Source organism: Nocardia sp. 852002-20019_SCH5090214 (assembly GCF_001665865.1).
Classification (GTDB): Bacteria; Actinomycetota; Actinomycetes; order Mycobacteriales; family Mycobacteriaceae; genus Nocardia; species Nocardia nova.
In genome coordinates this window covers 17,738-37,877 of the sequence record NZ_LZMK01000030.1, presented here as the reverse complement: position 1 = coordinate 37,877, position 20,140 = coordinate 17,738, and the positions used below count along the sequence as shown (strand labels likewise).

Annotated in this window: 20 protein-coding genes, 1 pseudogene and 1 riboswitch; of the genes and pseudogenes, 9 read left to right on the top strand and 12 right to left on the bottom strand. The window is 68.2% G+C overall.

The window, feature by feature from the left end:
• Positions 1-113, bottom strand: a pseudogene (locus A5780_RS41690) (glucose-6-phosphate dehydrogenase (coenzyme-F420)); the annotation flags it as partial.
• Between the two features lie 273 nt (positions 114-386).
• Between A5780_RS41690 and A5780_RS04090 the strand changes: the two are divergent.
• Positions 387-1,145 (top strand): HAD-IIA family hydrolase, encoded by a 759-nt coding sequence (locus A5780_RS04090; RefSeq protein WP_051756585.1) that lies wholly within the window; start codon positions 387-389, stop codon positions 1,143-1,145.
• Between the two features lie 64 nt (positions 1,146-1,209).
• Here the strand turns inward: A5780_RS04090 and A5780_RS04085 are convergent, their stop codons facing one another.
• The 5 genes from A5780_RS04085 to A5780_RS04065 form a co-directional block, all read right to left on the bottom strand.
• Positions 1,210-1,677: a MarR family winged helix-turn-helix transcriptional regulator gene (locus A5780_RS04085; RefSeq protein WP_064907746.1), complete on the bottom strand. Its 468-nt coding sequence runs from the start codon at positions 1,675-1,677 to the stop codon at positions 1,210-1,212.
• A complete protein-coding gene (locus A5780_RS04080; protein WP_064906132.1) occupies positions 1,674-2,300 on the bottom strand; it encodes a type 1 glutamine amidotransferase family protein in 627 nt (208 codons plus the stop codon). The genes A5780_RS04085 and A5780_RS04080 overlap by 4 nt, the downstream gene beginning before the upstream one ends.
• Positions 2,301-2,346: 46 nt before the next feature.
• Positions 2,347-3,561, bottom strand: coding sequence for an O-succinylhomoserine sulfhydrylase (locus A5780_RS04075; protein ID WP_064907745.1), 1,215 nt, complete (start codon positions 3,559-3,561; stop codon positions 2,347-2,349).
• Between the two features lie 40 nt (positions 3,562-3,601).
• Positions 3,602-4,024: a rhodanese-like domain-containing protein gene (locus A5780_RS04070; RefSeq protein WP_063018730.1), complete on the bottom strand. Its 423-nt coding sequence runs from the start codon at positions 4,022-4,024 to the stop codon at positions 3,602-3,604.
• An 18-nt stretch (positions 4,025-4,042) separates the two neighbouring features.
• Positions 4,043-4,156: riboswitch (SAM riboswitch) on the bottom strand.
• 54 nt (positions 4,157-4,210) lie between these two features.
• Positions 4,211-4,642 carry a hypothetical protein gene (locus A5780_RS04065; RefSeq protein WP_146098831.1) on the bottom strand — a complete coding sequence of 144 codons (432 nt, stop codon included), beginning with the start codon at positions 4,640-4,642 and terminating at the stop codon, positions 4,211-4,213.
• A gap of 266 nt (positions 4,643-4,908) precedes the next feature.
• On the opposite strand from A5780_RS04065, the gene A5780_RS04060 reads away from it, so the two are divergent.
• From A5780_RS04060 to A5780_RS04045, 4 genes are all read left to right on the top strand, one after another.
• Positions 4,909-6,312: an FAD-dependent oxidoreductase gene (locus A5780_RS04060; RefSeq protein ID WP_064907743.1), complete on the top strand. Its 1,404-nt coding sequence runs from the start codon at positions 4,909-4,911 to the stop codon at positions 6,310-6,312.
• Positions 6,313-6,361: 49 nt separating this feature from the next.
• Complete coding sequence (locus tag A5780_RS04055) at positions 6,362-7,246, top strand: amidohydrolase (protein ID WP_064906136.1); 885 nt, start codon at positions 6,362-6,364, stop codon at positions 7,244-7,246.
• A 110-nt stretch (positions 7,247-7,356) separates the two neighbouring features.
• Positions 7,357-8,457 (top strand): CaiB/BaiF CoA-transferase family protein, encoded by a 1,101-nt coding sequence (locus A5780_RS04050; RefSeq protein ID WP_063018738.1) that lies wholly within the window; start codon positions 7,357-7,359, stop codon positions 8,455-8,457.
• A 129-nt stretch (positions 8,458-8,586) separates the two neighbouring features.
• Complete coding sequence (locus tag A5780_RS04045) at positions 8,587-11,199, top strand: LuxR C-terminal-related transcriptional regulator (RefSeq protein ID WP_064907742.1); 2,613 nt, start codon at positions 8,587-8,589, stop codon at positions 11,197-11,199.
• A 24-nt stretch (positions 11,200-11,223) separates the two neighbouring features.
• Here A5780_RS04045 and A5780_RS04040 read toward each other — a convergent pair whose 3' ends face one another.
• Complete coding sequence (locus A5780_RS04040; protein WP_063018742.1) at positions 11,224-11,649, bottom strand: nitroreductase/quinone reductase family protein; 426 nt, start codon at positions 11,647-11,649, stop codon at positions 11,224-11,226.
• A 198-nt stretch (positions 11,650-11,847) separates the two neighbouring features.
• Between A5780_RS04040 and A5780_RS04035 the strand changes: the two genes are divergently transcribed.
• On the top strand, positions 11,848-12,255 hold the full coding sequence (locus A5780_RS04035) for a hypothetical protein (protein WP_063018744.1): 408 nt from the start codon (positions 11,848-11,850) through the stop codon (positions 12,253-12,255).
• Between the two features lie 52 nt (positions 12,256-12,307).
• On the opposite strand, the gene A5780_RS04030 is transcribed toward A5780_RS04035, so the two are convergent.
• Together A5780_RS04030 and A5780_RS04025 are read right to left on the bottom strand one after the other, a co-directional pair.
• Positions 12,308-12,988 (bottom strand): methylated-DNA--[protein]-cysteine S-methyltransferase, encoded by a 681-nt coding sequence (locus tag A5780_RS04030; protein ID WP_064906144.1) that lies wholly within the window; start codon positions 12,986-12,988, stop codon positions 12,308-12,310.
• A gap of 83 nt (positions 12,989-13,071) precedes the next feature.
• Complete coding sequence (locus A5780_RS04025) at positions 13,072-13,320, bottom strand: hypothetical protein (RefSeq protein WP_064907740.1); 249 nt, start codon at positions 13,318-13,320, stop codon at positions 13,072-13,074.
• Positions 13,321-13,382: 62 nt separating this feature from the next.
• Here A5780_RS04025 and A5780_RS04020 point away from each other — a divergent pair, with 62 nt between their 5' ends.
• Positions 13,383-14,873 (top strand): PLP-dependent aminotransferase family protein, encoded by a 1,491-nt coding sequence (locus A5780_RS04020; protein ID WP_064907739.1) that lies wholly within the window; start codon positions 13,383-13,385, stop codon positions 14,871-14,873.
• On the opposite strand, the gene A5780_RS04015 is transcribed toward A5780_RS04020, so the two are convergent.
• On the bottom strand, positions 14,867-16,162 hold the full coding sequence (locus A5780_RS04015; protein WP_030516643.1) for an adenylosuccinate synthase: 1,296 nt from the start codon (positions 16,160-16,162) through the stop codon (positions 14,867-14,869). The genes A5780_RS04020 and A5780_RS04015 overlap by 7 nt on opposite strands.
• A gap of 335 nt (positions 16,163-16,497) precedes the next feature.
• Between A5780_RS04015 and A5780_RS04010 the strand changes: the two genes are divergently transcribed.
• Both A5780_RS04010 and A5780_RS04005 read left to right on the top strand, forming a co-directional pair.
• Entirely contained in the window at positions 16,498-17,121 is a 624-nt protein-coding gene (locus tag A5780_RS04010; RefSeq protein ID WP_231953370.1) for a hypothetical protein, read from the top strand.
• The gene (locus A5780_RS04005) at positions 17,118-17,891 is read left to right on the top strand and encodes a site-2 protease family protein (protein ID WP_082857436.1); all 774 of its coding nucleotides are present in this window, start codon (positions 17,118-17,120) and stop codon (positions 17,889-17,891) included. The genes A5780_RS04010 and A5780_RS04005 overlap by 4 nt, the downstream gene beginning before the upstream one ends.
• Before the next feature lie 382 nt (positions 17,892-18,273).
• On the opposite strand, the gene A5780_RS04000 is transcribed toward A5780_RS04005, so the two are convergent.
• Together A5780_RS04000 and A5780_RS03995 are read right to left on the bottom strand one after the other, a co-directional pair.
• The gene (locus A5780_RS04000) at positions 18,274-19,368 is read right to left on the bottom strand and encodes an aromatic acid exporter family protein (RefSeq protein WP_064906153.1); all 1,095 of its coding nucleotides are present in this window, start codon (positions 19,366-19,368) and stop codon (positions 18,274-18,276) included.
• Between the two features lie 71 nt (positions 19,369-19,439).
• Positions 19,440-19,898: a DUF3151 domain-containing protein gene (locus A5780_RS03995; RefSeq protein WP_030516647.1), complete on the bottom strand. Its 459-nt coding sequence runs from the start codon at positions 19,896-19,898 to the stop codon at positions 19,440-19,442.
• Between the last annotated feature and the right edge of the window lie 242 nt (positions 19,899-20,140).

The following is a 20,140-nucleotide window of genomic DNA, read 5'->3' as shown; positions in this document are numbered from 1 at the left end:
CAGACGGTCGCACTGTCGAGGCCGTGTTCTTCGACCAGAACGCCGAGCTCGACGAGCTCGCGTGGTCCGAATTGTTCTGCCGACGCTTTGTATCCCAGTTTGAGATCACTCACTGCGCCACTCCTGTTCGCCGTCACGTGCGTGCTTGGGCCGGCTCCCGGGCGGGAGACGACCGCGTCGACCGAGTGCAGCGCCGGACGGGTGTCCCGAATTCCTGTCCCGACTGTCCACAGCGCGGCAAGCTGCGGTCGCATTCGACCATAACCAGAGCGAATTCCGCGGCCGCCGCGCGTACGACCTACCGGAACATCACATCGCTACCGCCGATAGCCCACAATTGGCTCGTGACTGCCGACAGCGAACCGATTCTGTCCTACCTGACCGATATGGACGGCGTGCTGGTGCACGAGGACCACCTCATTCCCGGCGCCGATGCGTTCCTGACGGAGCTGACCGAGCGTGAGATTCCGTACCTGGTCCTGACCAACAATTCCATCCGCACCCCGCGCGATCTGCAGGCCCGCCTGCGCCGGATCGGGCTGGACATTCCGGCGTCCTCGATCTGGACCTCGGCAACCGCGACGGCCACCTTCCTGAACGAGCAGCGTCCCGGCGGGACGGCATACGTGGTGGGCGAATCGGGATTGACGACCGCCCTGCACGAGATCGGCTACGTGCTGACCGACAGCGATCCTGATTACGTCGTCCTCGGTGAGACGCGAACCTATTCGTTCGAGGCGATCACCACCGCGATCCGGCTGGTCGAACGCGGCGCCCGGTTCATCGCCACCAATCCCGACCCCACCGGGCCCTCCCGTGAGGGCGTGCTGCCCGCGACCGGTTCCGTGGCCGCGCTGATCACCCGGGCGACCGGGCGCGACCCGTACTACGTGGGGAAACCGAATCCGCTGATGATGCGCTCGGCGCTGCGGCAGATCGGCGCGCATTCGCAGTCGGCGGTGATGATCGGTGACCGGATGGACACCGATGTGATCGCCGGACTCGAGGCGGGCATGCGCACGGTCCTGGTGACCTCGGGGATCTCCACCCGGGCGTCGATGGAACAGTTCCCGTACCGGCCGACGCTGGTGATCGATTCGGTGGCCGATCTCGTGGGCCGCACCGAGAATCCGTTCGCGGCCTGAGCGGGAAAGTCGGGCCGGCGCACCGGAGGTCCGCCGGCACGGTACTTTCCGGCGCAGGAACCCATCAGTCCGGACTTCCGCCGCGCTCCCCGGCTTCCAGCGCCTCCAGCGCGGCCGACAGATCACCCAGCGCATCCACCACTTCGGCGAAACGCTGCGAACCCAATTGTCGCGCAAGCTGTTTCGCCATGACAGCATGCTTCGGGGTGATCCGGCGGACGGCAGCGTAGCCCGCATCGGTGATCGCCACCAGCTTCGCGCGGCGATGCGACGGATTCGGCCGGTATTCGGCCAATCCCTTGCCCACCAGTAGATCCGCGATGCGCTGCACGCTCTGGCGGGTGATACCCATCTCCCGCGCGATCCCCGATACCGGCAGCGGTTCGTGCAGCACCGCACCCAGCACCTGCCACCAGGCCGCGGTGATCTCCGCCGGTTTCGCCAATTCCTCTGCGATCGTGAGGAATTGGCCGTTCAGCTTGAAGGTCGTGATCGCCGCCGCGGAGAACAGTTCGGCGTCACCGCGGCTCATGCCGGCTCGACCGCCGCGGCCTGCAGGGCGAAGAACCCGCTCGGATCCCGGTCCGCGTAGAGCCGATACCACGCATCCAGGACGGCCGGCTCGAACAGATCCAGCCGCGCGAAGATGTGGCGTGCGAAGTCGATCGGTGCGATGCCGCTCGCGGTGATCAGATCGCCGTCGGTCACCGCCGGCTCGTCCACATAGTGGTGCGCTCCCGAATATCCGGTCGAGGCGAGATTGTCCGCCGCGTTGCCGGTGTGCGGACGAGCATCGAGCAGGCCCTGTTTCGCCAGGCCGTAGGTCGCACCGCAGATCGCCGCGACCGGTACGCCGGCCTTCAGGAAGTCCTCTGCAGCCTGGGCGAACCGCGCCAGCTGCCCGTCCTCCCAGATGTCGGCGCCGGGCAGGATCAGCATCGCGCTGTCGGCCGGGGAGAGCTGGTCCAGAGTGAGATCGGGAACCACGCGCAACCCGCCCATCGAGGTGACCGGCGCGGAGGTGGCGCCGACCGTGCGAATCTGCCGGCTTCCCGGCTCGCGCTGCATCAACGGGCGATTGATGCCGGCCGTCACGTAGCTCGGCTCCCAATCCGCGAACGTGTCGTACACCGCCACATGAACCGTCTGAGTCATGACAGTATGCTGTCATGATTGACAGCATACTGTCAACGCCCGGCGGTCAGCTCAGCGCCTGCTCCAGATCACCGAGCAGATCCTCCACATCCTCGAGACCGATCGAAATGCGCAGCACCCCGTCGGTGAGTCCCACCGCCGCACGGCCTTCCGGACCCATCGCACGATGCGTGGTGGTCGCCGGATGCGTGACCAGGGTCTTGGCGTCGCCGAGGTTGTTGGAGATGTCGACGATGCGCAGCCGGTTCAGCACCTCGAAGGCCCGCTTCTTGCCCTCGTCGGGGCCCGCGGCGAGTTCGAAGGTCACCACGGTGCCGCCGCCGGACATCTGCGCGGTCGCCAGCTCGTGCTGCGGATGCGAGGCGAGGAACGGGTACTTCGTCCAGGCCACGCCCGGATGCTGTTCCAGGAACTCGGCGACGGCCAGCGCGGACTGCGTCGACTGACGCACCCGCAGCGGCATCGTCTCCAGTCCCTTCAGCAGGGTCCAGGCGTTGAACGGACTCAGCGCCGGGCCGGTGTGGCGCATCAGATTCTTGACCGGCCCGTTGATGTAGTCGCTCGTGCCGAGGATCGCACCGCCGAGGACGCGACCCTGTCCGTCGATGTGCTTGGTGCCCGAGTAGACCACCACATCGGCGCCGAGGTCGAGACTGCGCTGCAGCAGCGGCGTCGCGAACACGTTGTCCAGCACGACCTTCGCGCCGGCGGCATGGGCCAGTTCGCTCACCCGCCGCACGTCGACGAGGGTCTGCATCGGATTCGAGGGAGTTTCGAAGAACACCGCGGCCGTCGGCTGCGAGAGCGCCTGCTCCCACTGGTCGAGATCCTCACCGTCGACGAAGACGGTCTCCACGCCCCAGCGCGGCAGGATCTCGTTGCACACCACGAAACAGGAACCGAACAGGCTGCGCGCGGCCACCAGCCGGTCTCCCTGCCCGAGCAGCGCGGCCAGCGCGGTGAACACCGCGGACATGCCGCTGGCGGTGGCGAAGCACGCCTCGGCGCCCTCGAGCAGCCGCATCCGCTCCTCGAACATCGCGACCGTCGGATTGCCGTAGCGCGAATAGACGAAATGCTCGATATCGCCGGTGAAGGCCGCTTCGGCCGCCTCGGCGCTCTCGTAGACGAATCCGGACGACAGATACAGCGCCTCGGAGGTCTCCTCGAACCCGGAGCGGCGCAGCCCGCCGCGCACGCCCAGGGTCGCCGGTCCCACCCCCTCGGGCAGCGGCCGATCGAATGCACCGCCGGTGATCATGACTGCCTCCACGAAAAGAATTGCCGCACAACAGATCCGCTCACGACTGCCGCCACGGCAGGCCGAGTGCGCGCCAACCGGTGCCGCCGCGATGCCCCTCGGCATCCAGCGGACCCTCGAAACCCTCGAGCACGTTGTAGGAGGGCGCGAAACCGGCCGCCGTCGCCGCCGTGGCCGCACCGATCGAACGCTGCCCGGACCGGCACAGGAAGATCACCGGGGCATCGCTGTCGCCCGCGCGATCGGCCAGCACCTGCTTCAACTGCTCCACGAATACGGGGTTGGGTGCGCCGGTGCCGTCGACCCATTCGATGAGGGCGGTCGGCCGCTCGATCGAGGTGGTGTCGGGCACTCCGACGAACCGCCATTCGGCCTCGGTGCGCACATCCACCAGCACCGCATCCGGATTGTCGCGCAACAACTCCCACGCCTGCCCGGGCGTGATGTCACCGGCGTAGCTCACTTGTCGAACCTCCTACGGAATCCGCACTTGCCGCGTCCGGTCGGACCGCGGCCAGGTCGTCACCCGGAGCACCCCACCGCGGAGGAGGGTTGCCGACCAGCGAGCCGGGGCTTACCGCTGGTACTCATGACCTGAACCGAGAATGCCTGGTCACAGGCCCGATTGTCAAACATGGACAGCGGCGGCTCAGGGGTTGACGCACACCAGCCAGGTGCCGTTCTCGCGACTGAAATTCCAGTTCGCCGCGGACTGGCGACCGTCGATCCGGCTGGTCACCGACGCCGTCGCGCGGTCGCCGTCGATGTGCACCGCGTCGACTCCGGCGATCTCCACCTTCTTGCCCGCCGAGTCGGCGCCCAGCGGCGACTTCTTCTCGTCGAACCCGGTGCATTCGGTGGTCTTGCGCCGGTCGGCGTCGGAATCGCTTCTCGCCGTGGCGAAGTTGCGCGCCGCGATGGCGACCCGATCCGGATCTGTGAGATTGTTCTCAGCCGGGCGGGTGATTCCGAGGATGACGACGGCGAGCACCGCCAGGACGGCGATGGCCGCGGCGATCAGGAACGGCTTCGCCGACCGCGTCGTGTCGCGCTGATCGATCGAGGTAGCCGGATCATTCATGCCCTGCATCATCCCCGGCGGGTCCAAGTGTCGAAGATCACGCCCGCATTTTCGCGCGGATACCGGGAATAGCGGCGGTGTGTGCCACCGATAGAATCACCAGAACTCCGGCCACATCCGGTGCACGGATCGGGAGAGCTCCGCGCGGCAACGAGGCAGCATCGGCGGAGCAGTCGGGCAGGCGCCCGGCCCGCACGTCAACTTAGCCTAAGCTAAGAAGGACGGCTGACAAGACGAGAGTTTTCGACCAAAGGGTGCGCGTAGAAATGACCGAACACGCTGGAACGAATAGCGGCGCGGGCGACCGCCCCCTGCGCATCGCGATCGTCGGTGCCGGACCGGCCGGAATCTACGCCGCCGACGCGCTGATGAAGTCCGACGTGGAGGCGAGTATCGACCTCTACGAGCGCATGCCGGCCCCGTTCGGTCTGATCCGCTACGGCGTCGCACCCGACCACCCGCGCATCAAGGGCATCATCACCGCGCTGCACAAGGTGCTCGACAAGCCGCAGGTCCGCCTGCTCGGCAATATCGACTACGGCAGCGACATCGACCTCGAGGACCTGCGCCGCTTCTACGACGCGGTGATCTTCTCCACCGGCGCCAACGCCGACCGCGCCCTGGGCGTCCCGGGTATCGAACTGGACGGCAGCTACGGCGCCGCCGACTTCGTGTCCTGGTACGACGGCCACCCGGACGTGCCGCGCACCTGGCCGCTCGACGCGGAGAAGGTCGCCGTCCTGGGTGTGGGCAATGTGGCGCTCGACGTGGCCCGCGTGCTCGCCAAGACCGGTGAGGAACTGCTGCCCACCGAGATTCCGCCGAACGTCTACGAGGGCCTGCGCAACAACAAGGCCGTCGAGGTGCACGTCTTCGGCCGCCGCGGTCCCGCCCAGGCCAAGTTCACCCCGCTGGAACTGCGCGAACTCGATCACTCGCCGAATATCGAGGTGATCGTCGATCCCGAGGACATCGACTACGACGAGGGCTCGGAAGCCGCGCGCCGCCACTCCAAGCAGGTCGACATGGTCTGCAACACCCTCGAGCAGTGGGCCATTCGCGACGTCGGCGACCGCCCGCACAAGCTGTTCCTGCACTTCTTCGAATCCCCGGCCGAACTGATCGGCGAGGACGGCAAGGTGGTCGGCCTGCGCACCGAGCGCACCACCCTCGACGGCACCGGCAACGTCAAGGGCACCGGAACCTACAAGGACTGGGACGTCCAGGCCGTGTACCGCGCCGTCGGCTACCTGTCGCAGAACATCCCGCAGCTGCCGTTCGACGACCAGGCCGGCACCGTGCCGAACGAGGCCGGTCGCGTGCTCCTCGACGAGGGCGCCGACGGCACCGCCCGCTACCTGCCGCAGACCTACGTCACCGGCTGGATCAAGCGCGGCCCGGTCGGCCTGATCGGCCACACCAAGGGCGACGCCAACGAGACCATCGCCTGCCTGCTCGACGACGCCGCCTCCTTCACCCCGGCCGCCGAACCCGATCCCGAGGCCGTGACGAAGTTCCTCGAGGACAAGGGCATTCCGTTCACCACCTGGGCCGGCTGGTACCGCCTCGACGCCCACGAGCGCTCGCTCGGCGAGCCCGAGGGCCGCGAGCGGGTCAAGGTCGTCGAACGCGAGGACATGCTGCGCGCGAGCGAGCCGCACAAGGTCTGAACACCACGCCGGATCCGCATTCGTCACCGACCTGAGGCATGCTGATCACGTGTTCGATTCACACGTTCACATCATCGACCCGCGGTATCCGCTGGTCGAGAATCAGGGCTACCTGCCGGAGCCGTACACCATCGCCGACTATCGAAAGCGCATGGCGCACTTCGATGTCGACGGTGGTGCGGTGGTGAGTGCGTCCTTCCAGGGCACCGACTCGACGTTCATGATCGCCGCACTGGCCGAACTCGGGCCGAACTGGGTCGGCGTGATCAATCTGCCTTCGGACGTCACCGACGAGCAGATCATCGAACTGGACCGGGCCGGGGTGCGGGCCATCCGGTTCAATCTCAAGCGCGCCGCGGTCGACATCGTCACGCTGACCATGCAGGCCGTGCGCGCCTACGAACTCGCCGGCTGGCATGTCGAGCTCTACATCGACGGATCCATGCTGGGCTCGCTGGAACCGGTCATCTCCAAACTGCCGGCGCTGAGCATCGACCACATGGGCATGTCCGACGAGTGCCTGCCCTATCTGCTGAATCTGGTCGATCGCGGGGCCCGGGTGAAAGCCTCCGGATTCGGTCGGGTGTCGATGGATGTGGAATCGGCGATGCGACGGGTGCACGCGGTCAATCCCGGTGCGCTGATGTTCGGCTCCGATCTGCCGGGCAATCGGGCCGGACGGCCGTTCCGCGATGCCGATATCGAGATCATCGGCCGGGCCGTCGGCGCGGATATGTACCGGGTGCTCGAGGACAACGCCCGCGCCTGCTACCGGCTGCCGATGAAGGTGCGTTCGGCCGAGGATCCCGTGCCGACGCTGCCGATTCCGCGCACCGAACCGCCGACGCTGCGGCTGCGCCGCTCGGAACTGCCCCAGCCGCCGAAACGGAACCAGCCCCCGGACCGGACGCGACCGCTGCGGATCATCGAATAGCCACGCACACCGCACCCGGATGCCGTGCGTCACATCCACCGCTTATTGTCGTAGTGTCAACACCGGCGCGCGCCGCCGGTCGCAGGATCGACGACGAACCGAGGTAGGGCGTGAGCACTTCATCCACCACCACCGGACAGGGCCCACTCGCGGGCATCAAGGTTCTGGAGCTGGCCGGAATCGGCCCCGGCCCGCACGCGGCACTGCTGCTGGCCGATCTGGGCGCCGATGTGGTGCGCGTGCAGCGTCCCGGCCAGCTGCCGGGATTCATGGAACGACCGCAGTGGCGGGGACGCACCATCGTCGAGGCCAACCTCAAGGATCCCGCCGATATCGAGAAGGTGCTCGGCCTGATCGACAAGGCCGATGTGCTGCTGGAGGGTTTCCGGCCCGGCGTCACCGAGCGGATGGGACTGGGCCCGGACGTCACCCTCGAGCGCAACCCGCGCCTGATCTACGGCCGGATGACCGGGTGGGGACAGTACGGCCCGCTCGCCGACCGCGCCGGCCACGACATCAACTACATCTCGCTGACCGGTGTGCTCAACGCCATCGGCCGCAAGGGTGAGCGCCCGGTCCCGCCGCTGAACATGGTCGGCGACTTCGGCGGCGGTTCGATGTTCCTGGTGATGGGTGTGCTCTCCGCGCTGGTGGAGCGGTCGATCTCCGGTAAGGGCCAGGTGATCGACGCCGCGATGATCGACGGTGCGCTCTCCCTCTCGCACATGATCTGGGGTATGCGCGGCATGGGCCTGTGGTCGGACGAGCGGGGCACCAACCTGCTCGACACCGGTATGGCCTTCTACGACACCTACGAGACCTCCGACGGCAAGTACATGGCCGTCGGCTGCATCGAACCGCAGTTCTACGCCGAATTCCTGAAGGGTCTCGAGATCGACCCCGAGGGCCTGCCGATGCAACTCGACCCCAACGGCCAGGATCAGCTGCGCAAGCTGTTCACCGAGAAGTTCAAGACCAAGACCCGCGACGAATGGGCCGCGATCTTCGACGGCACCGACGCCTGCTGCACCCCGGTCCTCACCTTCACCGAGGCCACCGAGAACGGCCATATCACCGCCCGCGAATCCCTGGTCGAGATCGACGGCGTGGTCCAGCACGCCCCCGCCCCGCGCTTCTCCCGCACCCAGGGCGGCACCCCCACCCCGCCTCCCTCGGCCGCCACGGCCATCGACGAGATCTGGGCGAACTGACGCGGCGCCCCGGTGGCGAGCGCCGCCACCGGGGCATTCCCGGCACGCCGGCATTTGCGCTGGATAGGGCTGCGGCCGTTCGCGGTTCGTTCATTCCGCGCAAATTCGCCAAGGCACTACAGTAATTTCATGGCTCGGAACTGGCCGATGATCGAGCGCGGTGGCGAATTGGAGTCGATTCGCGCCGCGTTGACCGGCACCGAATTCGTCGGCGCGATCCTGACCGGCGACGCGGGGGTGGGGAAGACGACCCTGGCGCGGCAGGCGACGGCCGCGGTGGGCGGGAGTGTGCGCTGGGTGGCGGGCACCGAGTCCGCACGCAGTATTCCGCTCGGCGTGTTCGCGCATATGGTCGGCGTGTACACCGCACACGACCCGGTCACGTTCATGGCCGCCGCGCGGGAGGCGCTGCTGTCCGACGGCGACACCATCATCGGCGTCGACGATGCCCACCTGCTCGATCAGCTCTCGGCAACACTGCTGCTGCAGTTGGCCATCGACAAGGCCGCGCGGATCGTCTGCACGGTACGCAGCGGGGTGCAGGTGCCGGACGCGGTGACCTCGCTGTGGAAGGACGGGCATCTGCTGCGGATCGACCTCACGCCGTTCTCCGAACCGCAGAGCGTCGAACTGGTCGAATCCATGCTCGGCGGGCAGCTGGAGGGGTTCACCGCCAATCTGATGTGGGAATCCTCGGGCGGCAATGCCCTGTTCCTGCGTCATCTCGTGGAGGGCGCGCTGGAGGCGGGCACGCTGCGACAGGTCAACGGGGTGTGGCAGCTGCGCGGGCGGGCGGCGGTGACCTCGGAACTGGCGGCACTGCTGGAGGATCGCGTCGAGCAGCTGCCGGAGTCGGTGCTGCGCGTCCTGGAACTGCTCACCTTCTGCGAGCCCATCGATCTCGACGTATTGGCCGAACTGGCCGGCGAGGATGCGGTCGAACAGGCCGAAACCCGTGGCGTGATCCGGATTGTCGAGAACGGTCACCAGTTGCTGGTGCGCTACAACCATCCGCTGTTCGGCGAGGTGATCCGGCGGCGGCTCGGTATCGCCTCGGCTCGCCGGCTCCGGGGCCGGTTGTATTCGTCGCTGCGGGAGCGGCCGATCAAATCCGCCTCCGATCGCATCCGGCTGGCCGAATTGGCTTTGGACAGTGACAAATCCGCGGATCTGGAGTTGTTCGAGGCGGCCGCGGCCGATGCCATCGGGCTGGCGAACATCCCCCTCGGTGAACGGTTCGCGCGCGCGGCGGTGGAGCGCCGAGGCGGTGTCGAGTCCGCGGATCTGCTGGCGCGCGCGCTGCTGTGGCAGGGACATCGCATCGAGGCCGAACGCACCCTGGCCAGTTTCGATCCGGATCAGTTGAACGAGGTGCAGCTGGCCCGCTGGGGCAGCACCCGCGTCTCGAATCTGTTGTGGGCCATGGGCGATGCCGACCGGGCCGACGAGGTGCTGTCCCTGGTGCGCAGCCGGGTCCGGCATCCGAAGATCGTCCTGACGTTGCGGGGCTTGGCTTCCGCGTGCGAGGTGAACGAAAACCGCTTGGAGGAGGCCTTCACCGACGCCGAGGCGGTGATGTCCACACCGGACGCGCCGGCCTGGGCGGTGTGGTGGGCATCGTTCGGCGGCGGTCTGGCGCTCGCGCTGATGGGCCGCAGTGCGGCCGCGCGCGAATACACCCTGCGCGGCCATCAGGTCGAGGAGCAGGTCGACGGGCCGACGCGCTTCATGTCCGCGCACGCGGAGGTGCTGGCGCTCACCTTCACCGGTGAACTGGATGCCGCACGTCGCTGTGCCTCCGGCTATTTCGGATATTCGGCGCCGGGACAGTATCTGGCCTGGGGGCTCTCGAAGATCCTGCAGGGCACCGTCGACGTGGCACAGGGGCACTTCCCGGAGGGCGTCGAGAATCTCGAACAGGCGCTCGCGGCGCTGACCGCCGAGGGCGCCGCCGCGTGGATGTTCCCGGCGAGAATTCGTCTCGCCGAAGCCTATTCGGCCTTGGGCCGGGCCGCGGAGGCCGCCGAGACGATCGCCGAGGCGCGGCTGCGCGGTGGCCGGCACAGTGCGGTCTACGAACCGCAGCTCGAAATCGCGCGCGCGTGGCAGGCCGCGGCCGAAGGCACCGTCGCCCCGGCCGTGCGGCTGGCCATCGGCGCCGCCGACGCCGCGGCCCGGTCCCACCAGCACGCGATCGAGGCCATGGCCCTGCACACCGCGGCCCGCTTCGGCGACCGCACCGTGGCCGGGCGGCTCGCCGATATCGCGGCGCGGATCGACGGCGCGCTGGTGCAGGTGCAGGCTCGCCACGCGGTGGCCGTGGCCTCCCAGGACGGCCCCGGATTGGACAATGCCGCAGCGGAATTCGAGCGAATGGGCGCCCTGCTCTCGGCCGCCGACGCCGCCGCGCAGGCCGCCTCGGCGCACGAGCGGCACGGCGATCGGCGCCGATTGCTCGAATCCGCCGCGACCGCCAATCGCCTGGCCGCGGCCTGCGGCGGCGCGAGCACACCGGCGCTTCGGCAATCGGCACAACCACTTCCGCTCACCGCGCGGGAACGCGAAATCGCCAATCTGGTCGCGGCCGGACTCAGCAATCGGCAGATCGCGGATCGGCTGACGGTGTCGGTGCGGACCGTCGAGGGACATCTCTATCGGGCCTGTATGAAGCTCGACGTCACCGATCGCGAGGCGCTCGCCGATCTGATGCGCGGCGAGCCACCGCGAGGCAAACAGCGCTGAACCGTTCGCCCCGGCCGGTCCGAGTCACTCCAGGTCGATGCGAATCGTCAGCAGGTTCGAGCCGACGGCGCGCACGACCGAACTGTTGACGCGGTTGAGCTTGCGCAGCCGTGCCCGCGCATCGTCGTCGTCGAGCAGGACCGCCGTGCCGTCGTGCCAGACACCGCGAATCTGCAAGCGCACCTTGGGATTCGCGACGATATTGCGCACGTACTGCGAATCGCGCCCGAATTCGGAGACGAACCAGTAGGAGGAGCCGACCAGCCTCCCCCCGATCGGCGTCCGTCGCGGCTGACCACTGCGACGCCCGGTCGTCTCCAGTACGGCGAGTCCGCCGAGGTACCGCGCGACCCGGCTGCCCACGGGAATCGCGATGTACCGCTGCACCGGCACCGCGAGCCGGCGGCGGATATCGCGGGCCGGAGGTGACGCTTTCCGTTCGTGTCCCATGCTGTCTCGCCCGCCACTCCCCTTCGTCATGACGTCTACGGTAGGCCTCCGCTCCCGGGCATACATCGTTCGACGGGATACGCCGCGTGTCCGACCACGGCAGGAGGCCGTCGCTGTGCGGAATTCGACACTGCGTCGCCGCTAGCGGTCGATTACGATGCTGGCGGCGGCCGTGGTCGCCACACAGGCAGGCTGCTGATGAGGGTGGTGCTCGGCGTGATCCGTCGAAATCGGTATCTGATGACGGGTATTCGGGTCGCGATGGCGGCGGTGCCGCTCGCGGTGGTCCTCGGTTTCGCCGGTACCGCCGCGGCGACCGGTCCGGTTCAGCCCGGTGTCACCACCCCGGATGCCCCGGCTCCTTCCGACGAGCCCGCCGAATTGCGTTCCGCCTCACCGCAACACGTACCGGCTCCGCAGTCCGCGCCCCGGGCCGCGCCGAAGCCGGAACCGAAGCCGACCGAACCGCCCGCTCCGCGCGAAGTGCGCGTGGGCGGCTTCAGCGCGCCGGTGCCGGATGCCGTACCGGATGCGGTGGTCGACGGCGTCAACCGCGCCAACGACGGCATCCAAGGCGCGATCAACCCGAACCCCGAACACAAATAGCAGCCATCGGCGCCGGCGACTCGGTGCGGTCGCCCAGCCGGCCCACCGGCGCTCAGAACAGGGTCGGTTCCCCAAATCCCGAGGTGCGTTCGATTTCGAGCAGGCGGGCCTTGGTCGCGATGCCGCCGGGCGCGGAGAAGCCGTGCAGTCCGTGATCGGCCGCCAGCACGCGGTGGCAGGGCACGATCAAGGGAATGGGATTGCGGCCCAAGGCTTGTCCGACGGCTTGGGCCGCGCCGGGCGCTCCGGCCCGGGCGGCGACCTCGCCGTAGGTGAGAGTGTGCCCCGGGGCGATGGTGCGCGTGATGTCGTAGACCGCGCGATGGAATTCCGGTTGCGCGCGATAGTCCACCGCAATCCACCGCAGATCGTCCAGTTCGCCGGTCAGATGCGCGCGAATGGCCCGGATCGCCTCGGCCATCGCACCGGACGGTTCGACGGTGCGAACCCTCGCGGACGCGATCGCGTCCACTCCGCGGCGCAGCATGCCGGACATGAGGGCGGAAGCGTCCGGGGAATCGGCGAGCGGCGCGGATTCGTCACGTTCCGGGGATCCGACGAGCCCGGGGGATTCGGCGAGCTCCGGAGATTCGACCCGTTCCGGGGCGCGCACGCCGGCGACTTCCGGCAGTTGGAACCGCACGACGCCGTCATCGGTCCATCCCATGGCGCATCGGCCGATGGCGGTATCGAATTCGGTCACCGCGACCGAGGACAACTTGCCCGCAGACATACCCACAGTGTGCACCGAGGGTCCGACATTCCCGGCTGTTGCAGTCCAGTACCACACGACTGGACTGATGCCGCCCCCGAAGGTCAGGGCGACGCAGGCGGTCGAGTCGCCGACCGGTCCCGTGCCACACCGGTCCCGCGGCCGCGCCCGACCGCGAGATCCCGGACCCGACCACGGCGATCCGCCTCTCCCAGCGACCAATCCGCCATCGGCGCATGCGGTCGATACCGCTCGAAGAGTGCGACGACCCGGCGGCCGGATCCGGTGGCGTAGCGATAGACGGCCACGAGAACCACCACGACGACCAGCAGGGCGGCAAGACCGGAGAACATGAGGTCCACCCTGCCCGCATCTGGACTTGAATCAAATAGCCACTACCCGGATACTGGCCTCTATGGCGATACGCGTGATCAGTGCGGCCACCCTCACCCGCGACCTGGGCCGCTGGCGGCACGACGAATCCGGCGCCGCCCGCCGGGGTGCGCGCCCGGCCTATCTGGCACTCGCGGAGAGTATCCGCCTGCTGATCCACGACGGCCGCGCCCCGCTGGGTATCGCGCTGCCCAGCGAACGCGATCTGGCGACCGCGCTGGGCGTCAGCCGCACCACCGTCACCTCCGCCTACGCGCTGCTGCGGGAGCACGGCTATCTGATCAGCCGGCAGGGCTCGCGCAGCACGGTCGCCCTGCCCTCCGACGTCGCACACGACGGCACCAAACCGGCCCGCAGCATCCTGGCGGTGATGTCACCGACGGCCCAGCCCACCATCGACCTCACCTACGCCGCGATGTCGGCGCCGCCGCAGATGAACGACGCGTATTCGGCTGCGCTGCAGGGTCTTCCGATCTATCTCGGCACCCACGGCATGGACCCGGTGGGCGTGCTGCCGCTGCGGGAGATGCTCGCGCGCCGCTACACCGAGCGCGGCCTGCCCACCGAGCCGGATCAGATTCTGGTGACTCTCGGTGCGCAGCACGGACTTCGGCTGCTCCTCAATGTGCTCACCGCACCCGCCGAACGCGTCCTGATCGACCACCCGACCTATCCCAACGCGATCGAGGCGATCCGCGACGTCGGCGCCCGGCCGGTCCCGGTGCCGCTGCGCCCCGAACAACCGGATGCCGCCTGGGATCTCGACGGAATCCGCAGTGCCGCACGGCAAACCGCCGCGAGCACCGCCTACCTGGTGCCGGACTTCAACAATCCGACCGGCCTGCTGATGAACGCCGACGCCCGGGCGGAACTGGCCGCGATCGCCCGCGAGACCCGCATGACGGTGATCGTCGACGAGTCCATGGTCGATCAGCAGCTCGACGGCGAAACCCCTCCTCCGGCGGCGGCTTTCGCACGCGGTTCGGAGATCGTGACGATCGGGTCGGCATCCAAGTCGTTCTGGGGCGGCCTGCGCGTGGGCTGGATTCGCGCCAACCAGTCGCTCATCGGGAAACTTCTCGGCACCCGCTCCACGGTGGACCTCGGCACGCCCGTGATGGACCAGCTGGCAACCGGCTATCTGCTCGATCATGCCGGCGTCATCCTCGAACAACGCCGCGAACAACTACGCAGCCGGCGTGCGGCTCTCTTGGACGCCCTGTCCGAGGAATTGCCCGACTGGCAGGTGAGTCCCGGTTGCGGCGGCATGTCGATCTGGGTGCAACTTCCGGCTCCCGTCTCGACCGCTCTCGCCGCCACCGCGCCGAATCACGGCGTGCTGCTGGCCGCCGGACCCCGTTTCGGGGTCCAAGGCGCCTTCGAGCGGTTCCTGCGAATCCCGTTCACCCACACCGAATCCGATCTGCGGGTGGCGGTGAAGTCGATCGCGGCGACCTACGCTTCGCTGACCCCGCACGCCACCGAACCCTTGGCGCCCCTCACCTGCTACTGATGGTTCAGGACGTCGTGACGCACGATCGTCTCGTCACGGCCGGGTCCGACGCCGATGCAGGACACGCGGGCGCCGGAAAGCTCCTCCAGCCGTTCGACGTACGCCCGCGCGTTGGCCGGCAGGTCGTCGAAGCTGCGCGCTCCGGAGATGTCCTCCCACCAGCCCGGCATCTCCTCGTAGATGGGCTTGGCGTGGTGGAATTCGGTCTGGGTGGTCGGCATCTGCTCCACCCGCTCGCCGTCGATCTCGTAGGCCACGCAGATCGGCACGCGGTCCAGGCTGGACAGCACATCCAGCTTGGTGAGGAAGTAGTCGGTGATGCCGTTGACCCGGGTCGCGTAGCGGGCGATCACCGCGTCGAACCAGCCGGTGCGGCGGGCACGGCCGGTGGTCACGCCGACCTCACCGCCGGTCTTGGCGAGATACTCACCGGACTGGTCGAACAGTTCGGTCGGGAACGGGCCGGAGCCGACGCGCGTGGTGTAGGCCTTGAGGATGCCGAGCACCGTGGTGATCTTGTTGGGTCCCACGCCCGCGCCCACCGCGGCACCGCCGGAGGTCGGATTCGACGACGTCACATAGGGATAGGTGCCGTGGTCGACGTCGAGCAGGGTCCCCTGCGAACCCTCCAGCAGGACGGTCTCGCCGTTCTCCAGCGCCTGGTTGAGCAGCAGCCGGGTATCGCTGATGCGGTGCTTGAAACCTTCGGCCTGATTCAGCACCTCGTCGACCACCTGCTGCGGGTCGAGTGCGCGCCGGTTGTAGATCTTCACCAGCACCTGGTTCTTGAATTCCAGTGCGGCTTCGACCTTCTGGGTGAGGATCTTCTCGTCCAGCACATCGGCGACACGCACGCCCACGCGGGCGACCTTGTCCTGATAGCAGGGGCCGATGCCGCGTCCGGTGGTGCCGATCTTCTTGTTGCCGAGGAAACGTTCGGTGACCTTATCGATGGCCACGTGGTACGGCATGATCAGGTGCGCGTCCGCCGACAGCAGCAGCCGGGAGGTGTCCACGGAGCGCTGTTCCAGTCCGGCGAGTTCGTCGAGCAGCACACCCGGGTCGATGACGACACCGTTGCCGATGACATTGGTGACACCCGGCGTCAGGATGCCGGACGGGATGAGGTGTAGCGCGAAGTTGTCGCCGTTCGGCAGGACCACGGTGTGACCTGCGTTGTTGCCACCCTGGTAGCGGACCACCCACTGGACGCGGCCACCGAGCAGATCGGTAGCTTTGCCCTTACCCTCGTCGCCCCACTGGGCGCCGATCAGCACGATTGCCGGCATGGGAGTCTCCTACGGTTTCGACACGCAGCATCGGCGACGCTGCAGCTACCTGCCGTTGCAGAGCCCGATGACGGCGCTCCCGAGGCCCGTCGCTCGCGCCAAGTGGCGGTGGCCGGAGGGACAGTCTAGTGGACACAATTCGTGCCGTAACCAGCCACCTCCTTCCCCGCGTGGCGCAGCGGAGAGCGCGCCGACCGCCCGAGCCGATTACAGTGGCCTGCGGAGGCGTCCCGGCAGGGGTGCGCCCGGTAGGCAGCGAGGGCGATGGCGTTGGCAGGTCCGAGGAGGGTGTTCGGCAGTTGAGTACTCATGTTCTCCGCTGCAACGGCGCTCCCGTGCCCATCGCGCTCGCGTCGCTGCCCACCACCCAGACCACGGCGATTCCCGACACCGCAGAACTGGACGAACTGCTTCCGGTCCTGGCTGCCGACAACCAGCCGCGGCTCATCGTGCTCGGTGAGGATGCCGGTCTAGCCGCGGTGCTCACCCATCTGCTGCGCACCGAACGGCTGACCGTCGAAATCGGCTATGTGCCGGTGGATCGCACCTACGGTTCCCGGGCATATCAGACCGGCACGGGCTCGCACGCCGCCAAACGCGCGCTGGAGGGCCGCGCCGAGCCCACCCCTCTGATCCGCGACGAGACCGGCACCGTCCTGGTCGGCCGGGCCACGATCACCGGCCGCGACGGCGGCAAACTCGAGGGGGAGGCGTACGTCGACGAGGTCCGGTTGTTCACCGGAAAGGTTGCGGCGCTGCATGTTTCACCCACCCTCGAGATGCCGGGCGTGCGCGCCACGGTGCAGCGCGGCTGGGGTAAGAAGCGCTGGGTGGCCGGGCGCGCCGTACAGCTGGGATCACCGGGGGCGGCGGTGACGCGCGACGGCATCGCCGCCGATCGCACAGTGCCGCGGTCGAGTTTCTACCGTCATCACGAGCCCTGGCTGCTGGTGCGATGACCTACTCCTTTCCGGCTCGGAGAGTGGTGCACCCGAGTCCGATCTTCTTGCTGATCGTGGTGATCACCGCGCTGGGCGGGGCGCTGGCCTGGGATGCCGATCCGCTGTCCACCCGGGCCAAGGCCGGAGTGTTCGTCTTCGTGGTGGCGGGCTGGATTCTCAGCGTGTGCCTGCACGAATTCGGCCACGCCTACACGGCGTATCGGGCCGGGGATCGCGAAGTGCAGATGCGCGGGTACCTGACGCTGAATCCGGTGAAATACAGCCATCCCCTGCTGTCGATCGCGCTGCCGATCTTCTTCATCGCGCTGGGCGGATTCGCACTGCCCGGTGGCGCGGTCTATCTGAATACGCAGAACTTTTCGACGCGCACCCAGCGTGCGATCAGCGCGGCCGGTCCGGCGGTCAACGCGTTGTGCGCGGTGGTGCTGCTGGTGATCGTCCGATTCGCCGGCTCCACCCATGACCACGCCGCGTTCTGGTTCGGCCTCAGTTTCCTGGCGTTTCTGCAGATCACCGCGACGATTCTGAATCTGCTGCCGATTCCGGGAACCGACGGCTACGCGATCGTGGAGCCGTCGCTCAGTTATCAGACACGGCGGTCGCTGGATCAGGTGAAGCCGTTCGGGCTGCTGCTGTTGCTCGCGATTCTGTGGGTGCCGGAGCTCAATCGCGTGTTCTTCGATGCCGTCTACTGGGTGTTCGAACTGTCCGGCGTGCCGTCGGACTGGGCGGCCATCGGCAGTTATCTGACCCGCTTCTGGACCTGACACGCGTTTCGGCGGGCGCGCCCGATTCCAGTTCGATTCGCCGGCGAACAGGAACCGGGCGGCCCTCTTCGCGACGGAGCTCCCGCCCCCTACGCGGTCGGCCGCACACCAATCGGCCGCACGTCGCATCCGTCGCGAAGTTTTCCGACCGCGCCACCCCTCGTCGACGCGGTCGAGACAAACGTACGATCCGCGCCGACCCGCGACACGAGTAGTCGACTACCCGATTCGGCCGCGTCGGCCGTGCGCAGCCGGACCCGGCGACCTCGCGGACCGCTCGGCGACTACTGGTACCGGAGCGCTCGCTCGGGAAATCTCCGGCACGGCGAGGCTACCGAACACGCCCTGCCGCAAGGGTTCCCACGGGTGGCGTCACGTCCGGTCAATCCTCGGGCGCCACATAGGGGTTCTGCACGGTGGGCGGCAGCAACGCGATCGCCGACAGGCGTTTGATCCCGCAGACCTGCATCAGATCGACCACGATGGAACGCAATTGGGCGAAGACCACGTGCGAGGACAGGCCGGCGCCCGCGACCAGATCCTTGGTCGCGCCCTTCGCCACCCGCCGCAGGACGCGTGTCGCTTCGGCGGCATCGGGCTGTTCACCGGGTTCGGCAACCATGTAGCGGCGCACCACTTCCACCGCCTGCCCCAGTTCTTCGACCTCGGCGATCATTCGGGGATCGAGGATTTCGTCGTCGCGCACCAGAGTCAGCGCGCGGCGCAACAGCACTCGGGTATTGCGCACGGCATTGTCGAGCGGGTCGACCGCCGCGCGAATCGCCTCCAGCCGGGGCCGGGAATTCCAGTACAGCGGCGAGATCCGGCTGACCTCGCGGCCGCCTTCGACGGCGTTGCGCAAACCGTCGATCTGCGGTTGCGTGCCGCGCACGGAATGCAATGCGGCGCGGACCTTCTCCGCGTTCTGCTCATGGAGGCCGTCGGCGCATGCGGTCAGCGCCGCGCCCAGGACGGTGAGGATATCGGCGGCCTGCTGCCGGGCCCGGCGCACGGGATGCAGCGGAATCGCGGCCACCACCACGACGCCGACCAACCCACCGACCAGCGCGTCGACCATGCGATTGAAACCTCCGCCGGTATGCGGCGGCATCAACGTGGCGACCAGCACCGCCGAACTGGCGGCCTGCATCGGGATGACCGCACCTCGATCGAGAAATACCGCGGTCGCCATCGCCACCCCGACGACGAGCGCGATCTGCCACGCGCCGGTTCCGACCTGCCCGATGAAGAAATCGCCGATCCCGATCCCGACGGCCACACCGCCGACCAGTTCCACCGATCGGCGCAGCCGCGCACCGAACGACACCCCGATCGAGATGACCGCGGCCATCGGCGCGAAGAACGGTTGGGGATGCCCCACCAACCGGTGGGCGACGAACCAGGACAGTGCCGCGCCCACCGCACATTGGAAGATCGGAAGCGCGGACCGGCGCAGACGCACCCAGCCACTGCGCATGCGCTGTCTACCGCTGTCGCGAACCGCATCGACGGTGATGGCGGTCGCGAACCGTTCCGTGCCGGCCAGTCTCAGTCCAATCCGAGTTCGGCGGCGGCGCGGGGATCGCAATCCTCGAGCAGATCCAGGCAGCGGGCGTATTCGTCGCTCTCGCCGATGGCCTGGGCGGCGCGGGCGAGGGCGCCGACCGCACGGAGGAAGCCCTGGTTGGGTTCGTGGCTCCACGGCACCGGGCCGAAGCCCTTCCACCCGTTGCGGCGCAACAGGTCCAGCCCGCGGTGGTAGCCCGTGCGGGCGAAGGCGTAGGCCGCCACCACATCGAGGCTCACCTCGGCCTGGCCCTCGGGTGCGCCCACGACGCCGGCGCGGTCCAGCGCGTCCTCGGCCAGCTGCGCCCAGGCCACGGAGGCCGTCGGATGGGCGGCGGCGACCTGGACCGGGTCCTGGTTGTCCAGCAGGGCCTGTTCGGCTTCCGTGTTTTCGGGAAGCAATACCGGCTGCGGTCCGAGCAGATCACCGAAGGAGGTCATGGGCTTCATTGTGCACCGCCACCGCGGCGGCTCGCCGGGCAGCGGGTGCGCGGGTCCCGATGCCGAGTCCCCCTCCTGATGGCGAGGCCTTATATGGTTGCGCGTCTGCCGCCTCCTACGCGCCCCCACCCCATTAGGCTGGCCGTCTGAGACCGACAGTCGACGACCGACAGCTGATACTGAGCAAGGGGTAGCGCGTGTCCGACCCGAACGACGACCAGAAGCCGCACCAGGGCGCCTCC

What these genes read in the sequence shown, in the direction of transcription:
- A5780_RS04045 (WP_064907742.1), top strand. Translation starts at nt 8,587, where the DNA reads ATGGCTCGGAACTGGCCGATGATCGAGCGCGGTGGCGAATTGGAGTCG.
- A5780_RS04035 (WP_063018744.1), top strand. Translation starts at nt 11,848, where the DNA reads ATGAGGGTGGTGCTCGGCGTGATCCGTCGAAATCGGTATCTGATGACG.
- A5780_RS04060 (WP_064907743.1), top strand. Translation starts at nt 4,909, where the DNA reads ATGACCGAACACGCTGGAACGAATAGCGGCGCGGGCGACCGCCCCCTG.
- A5780_RS04000 (WP_064906153.1), bottom strand. Translation starts at nt 19,368, where the DNA reads ATGCGCAGTGGCTGGGTGCGTCTGCGCCGGTCCGCGCTTCCGATCTTC.
- A5780_RS04065 (WP_146098831.1), bottom strand. Translation starts at nt 4,642, where the DNA reads ATGAATGATCCGGCTACCTCGATCGATCAGCGCGACACGACGCGGTCG.
- A5780_RS04040 (WP_063018742.1), bottom strand. Translation starts at nt 11,649, where the DNA reads ATGGGACACGAACGGAAAGCGTCACCTCCGGCCCGCGATATCCGCCGC.
- A5780_RS04020 (WP_064907739.1), top strand. Translation starts at nt 13,383, where the DNA reads ATGGCGATACGCGTGATCAGTGCGGCCACCCTCACCCGCGACCTGGGC.
- A5780_RS04015 (WP_030516643.1), bottom strand. Translation starts at nt 16,162, where the DNA reads ATGCCGGCAATCGTGCTGATCGGCGCCCAGTGGGGCGACGAGGGTAAG.
- A5780_RS04085 (WP_064907746.1), bottom strand. Translation starts at nt 1,677, where the DNA reads ATGAGCCGCGGTGACGCCGAACTGTTCTCCGCGGCGGCGATCACGACC.
- A5780_RS04005 (WP_082857436.1), top strand. Translation starts at nt 17,118, where the DNA reads ATGACCTACTCCTTTCCGGCTCGGAGAGTGGTGCACCCGAGTCCGATC.
- A5780_RS04075 (WP_064907745.1), bottom strand. Translation starts at nt 3,561, where the DNA reads ATGATCACCGGCGGTGCATTCGATCGGCCGCTGCCCGAGGGGGTGGGA.
- A5780_RS04030 (WP_064906144.1), bottom strand. Translation starts at nt 12,988, where the DNA reads ATGTCTGCGGGCAAGTTGTCCTCGGTCGCGGTGACCGAATTCGATACC.
- A5780_RS04025 (WP_064907740.1), bottom strand. Translation starts at nt 13,320, where the DNA reads ATGTTCTCCGGTCTTGCCGCCCTGCTGGTCGTCGTGGTGGTTCTCGTG.
- A5780_RS04080 (WP_064906132.1), bottom strand. Translation starts at nt 2,300, where the DNA reads ATGACTCAGACGGTTCATGTGGCGGTGTACGACACGTTCGCGGATTGG.
- A5780_RS04090 (WP_051756585.1), top strand. Translation starts at nt 387, where the DNA reads ATGGACGGCGTGCTGGTGCACGAGGACCACCTCATTCCCGGCGCCGAT.
- A5780_RS03995 (WP_030516647.1), bottom strand. Translation starts at nt 19,898, where the DNA reads ATGACCTCCTTCGGTGATCTGCTCGGACCGCAGCCGGTATTGCTTCCC.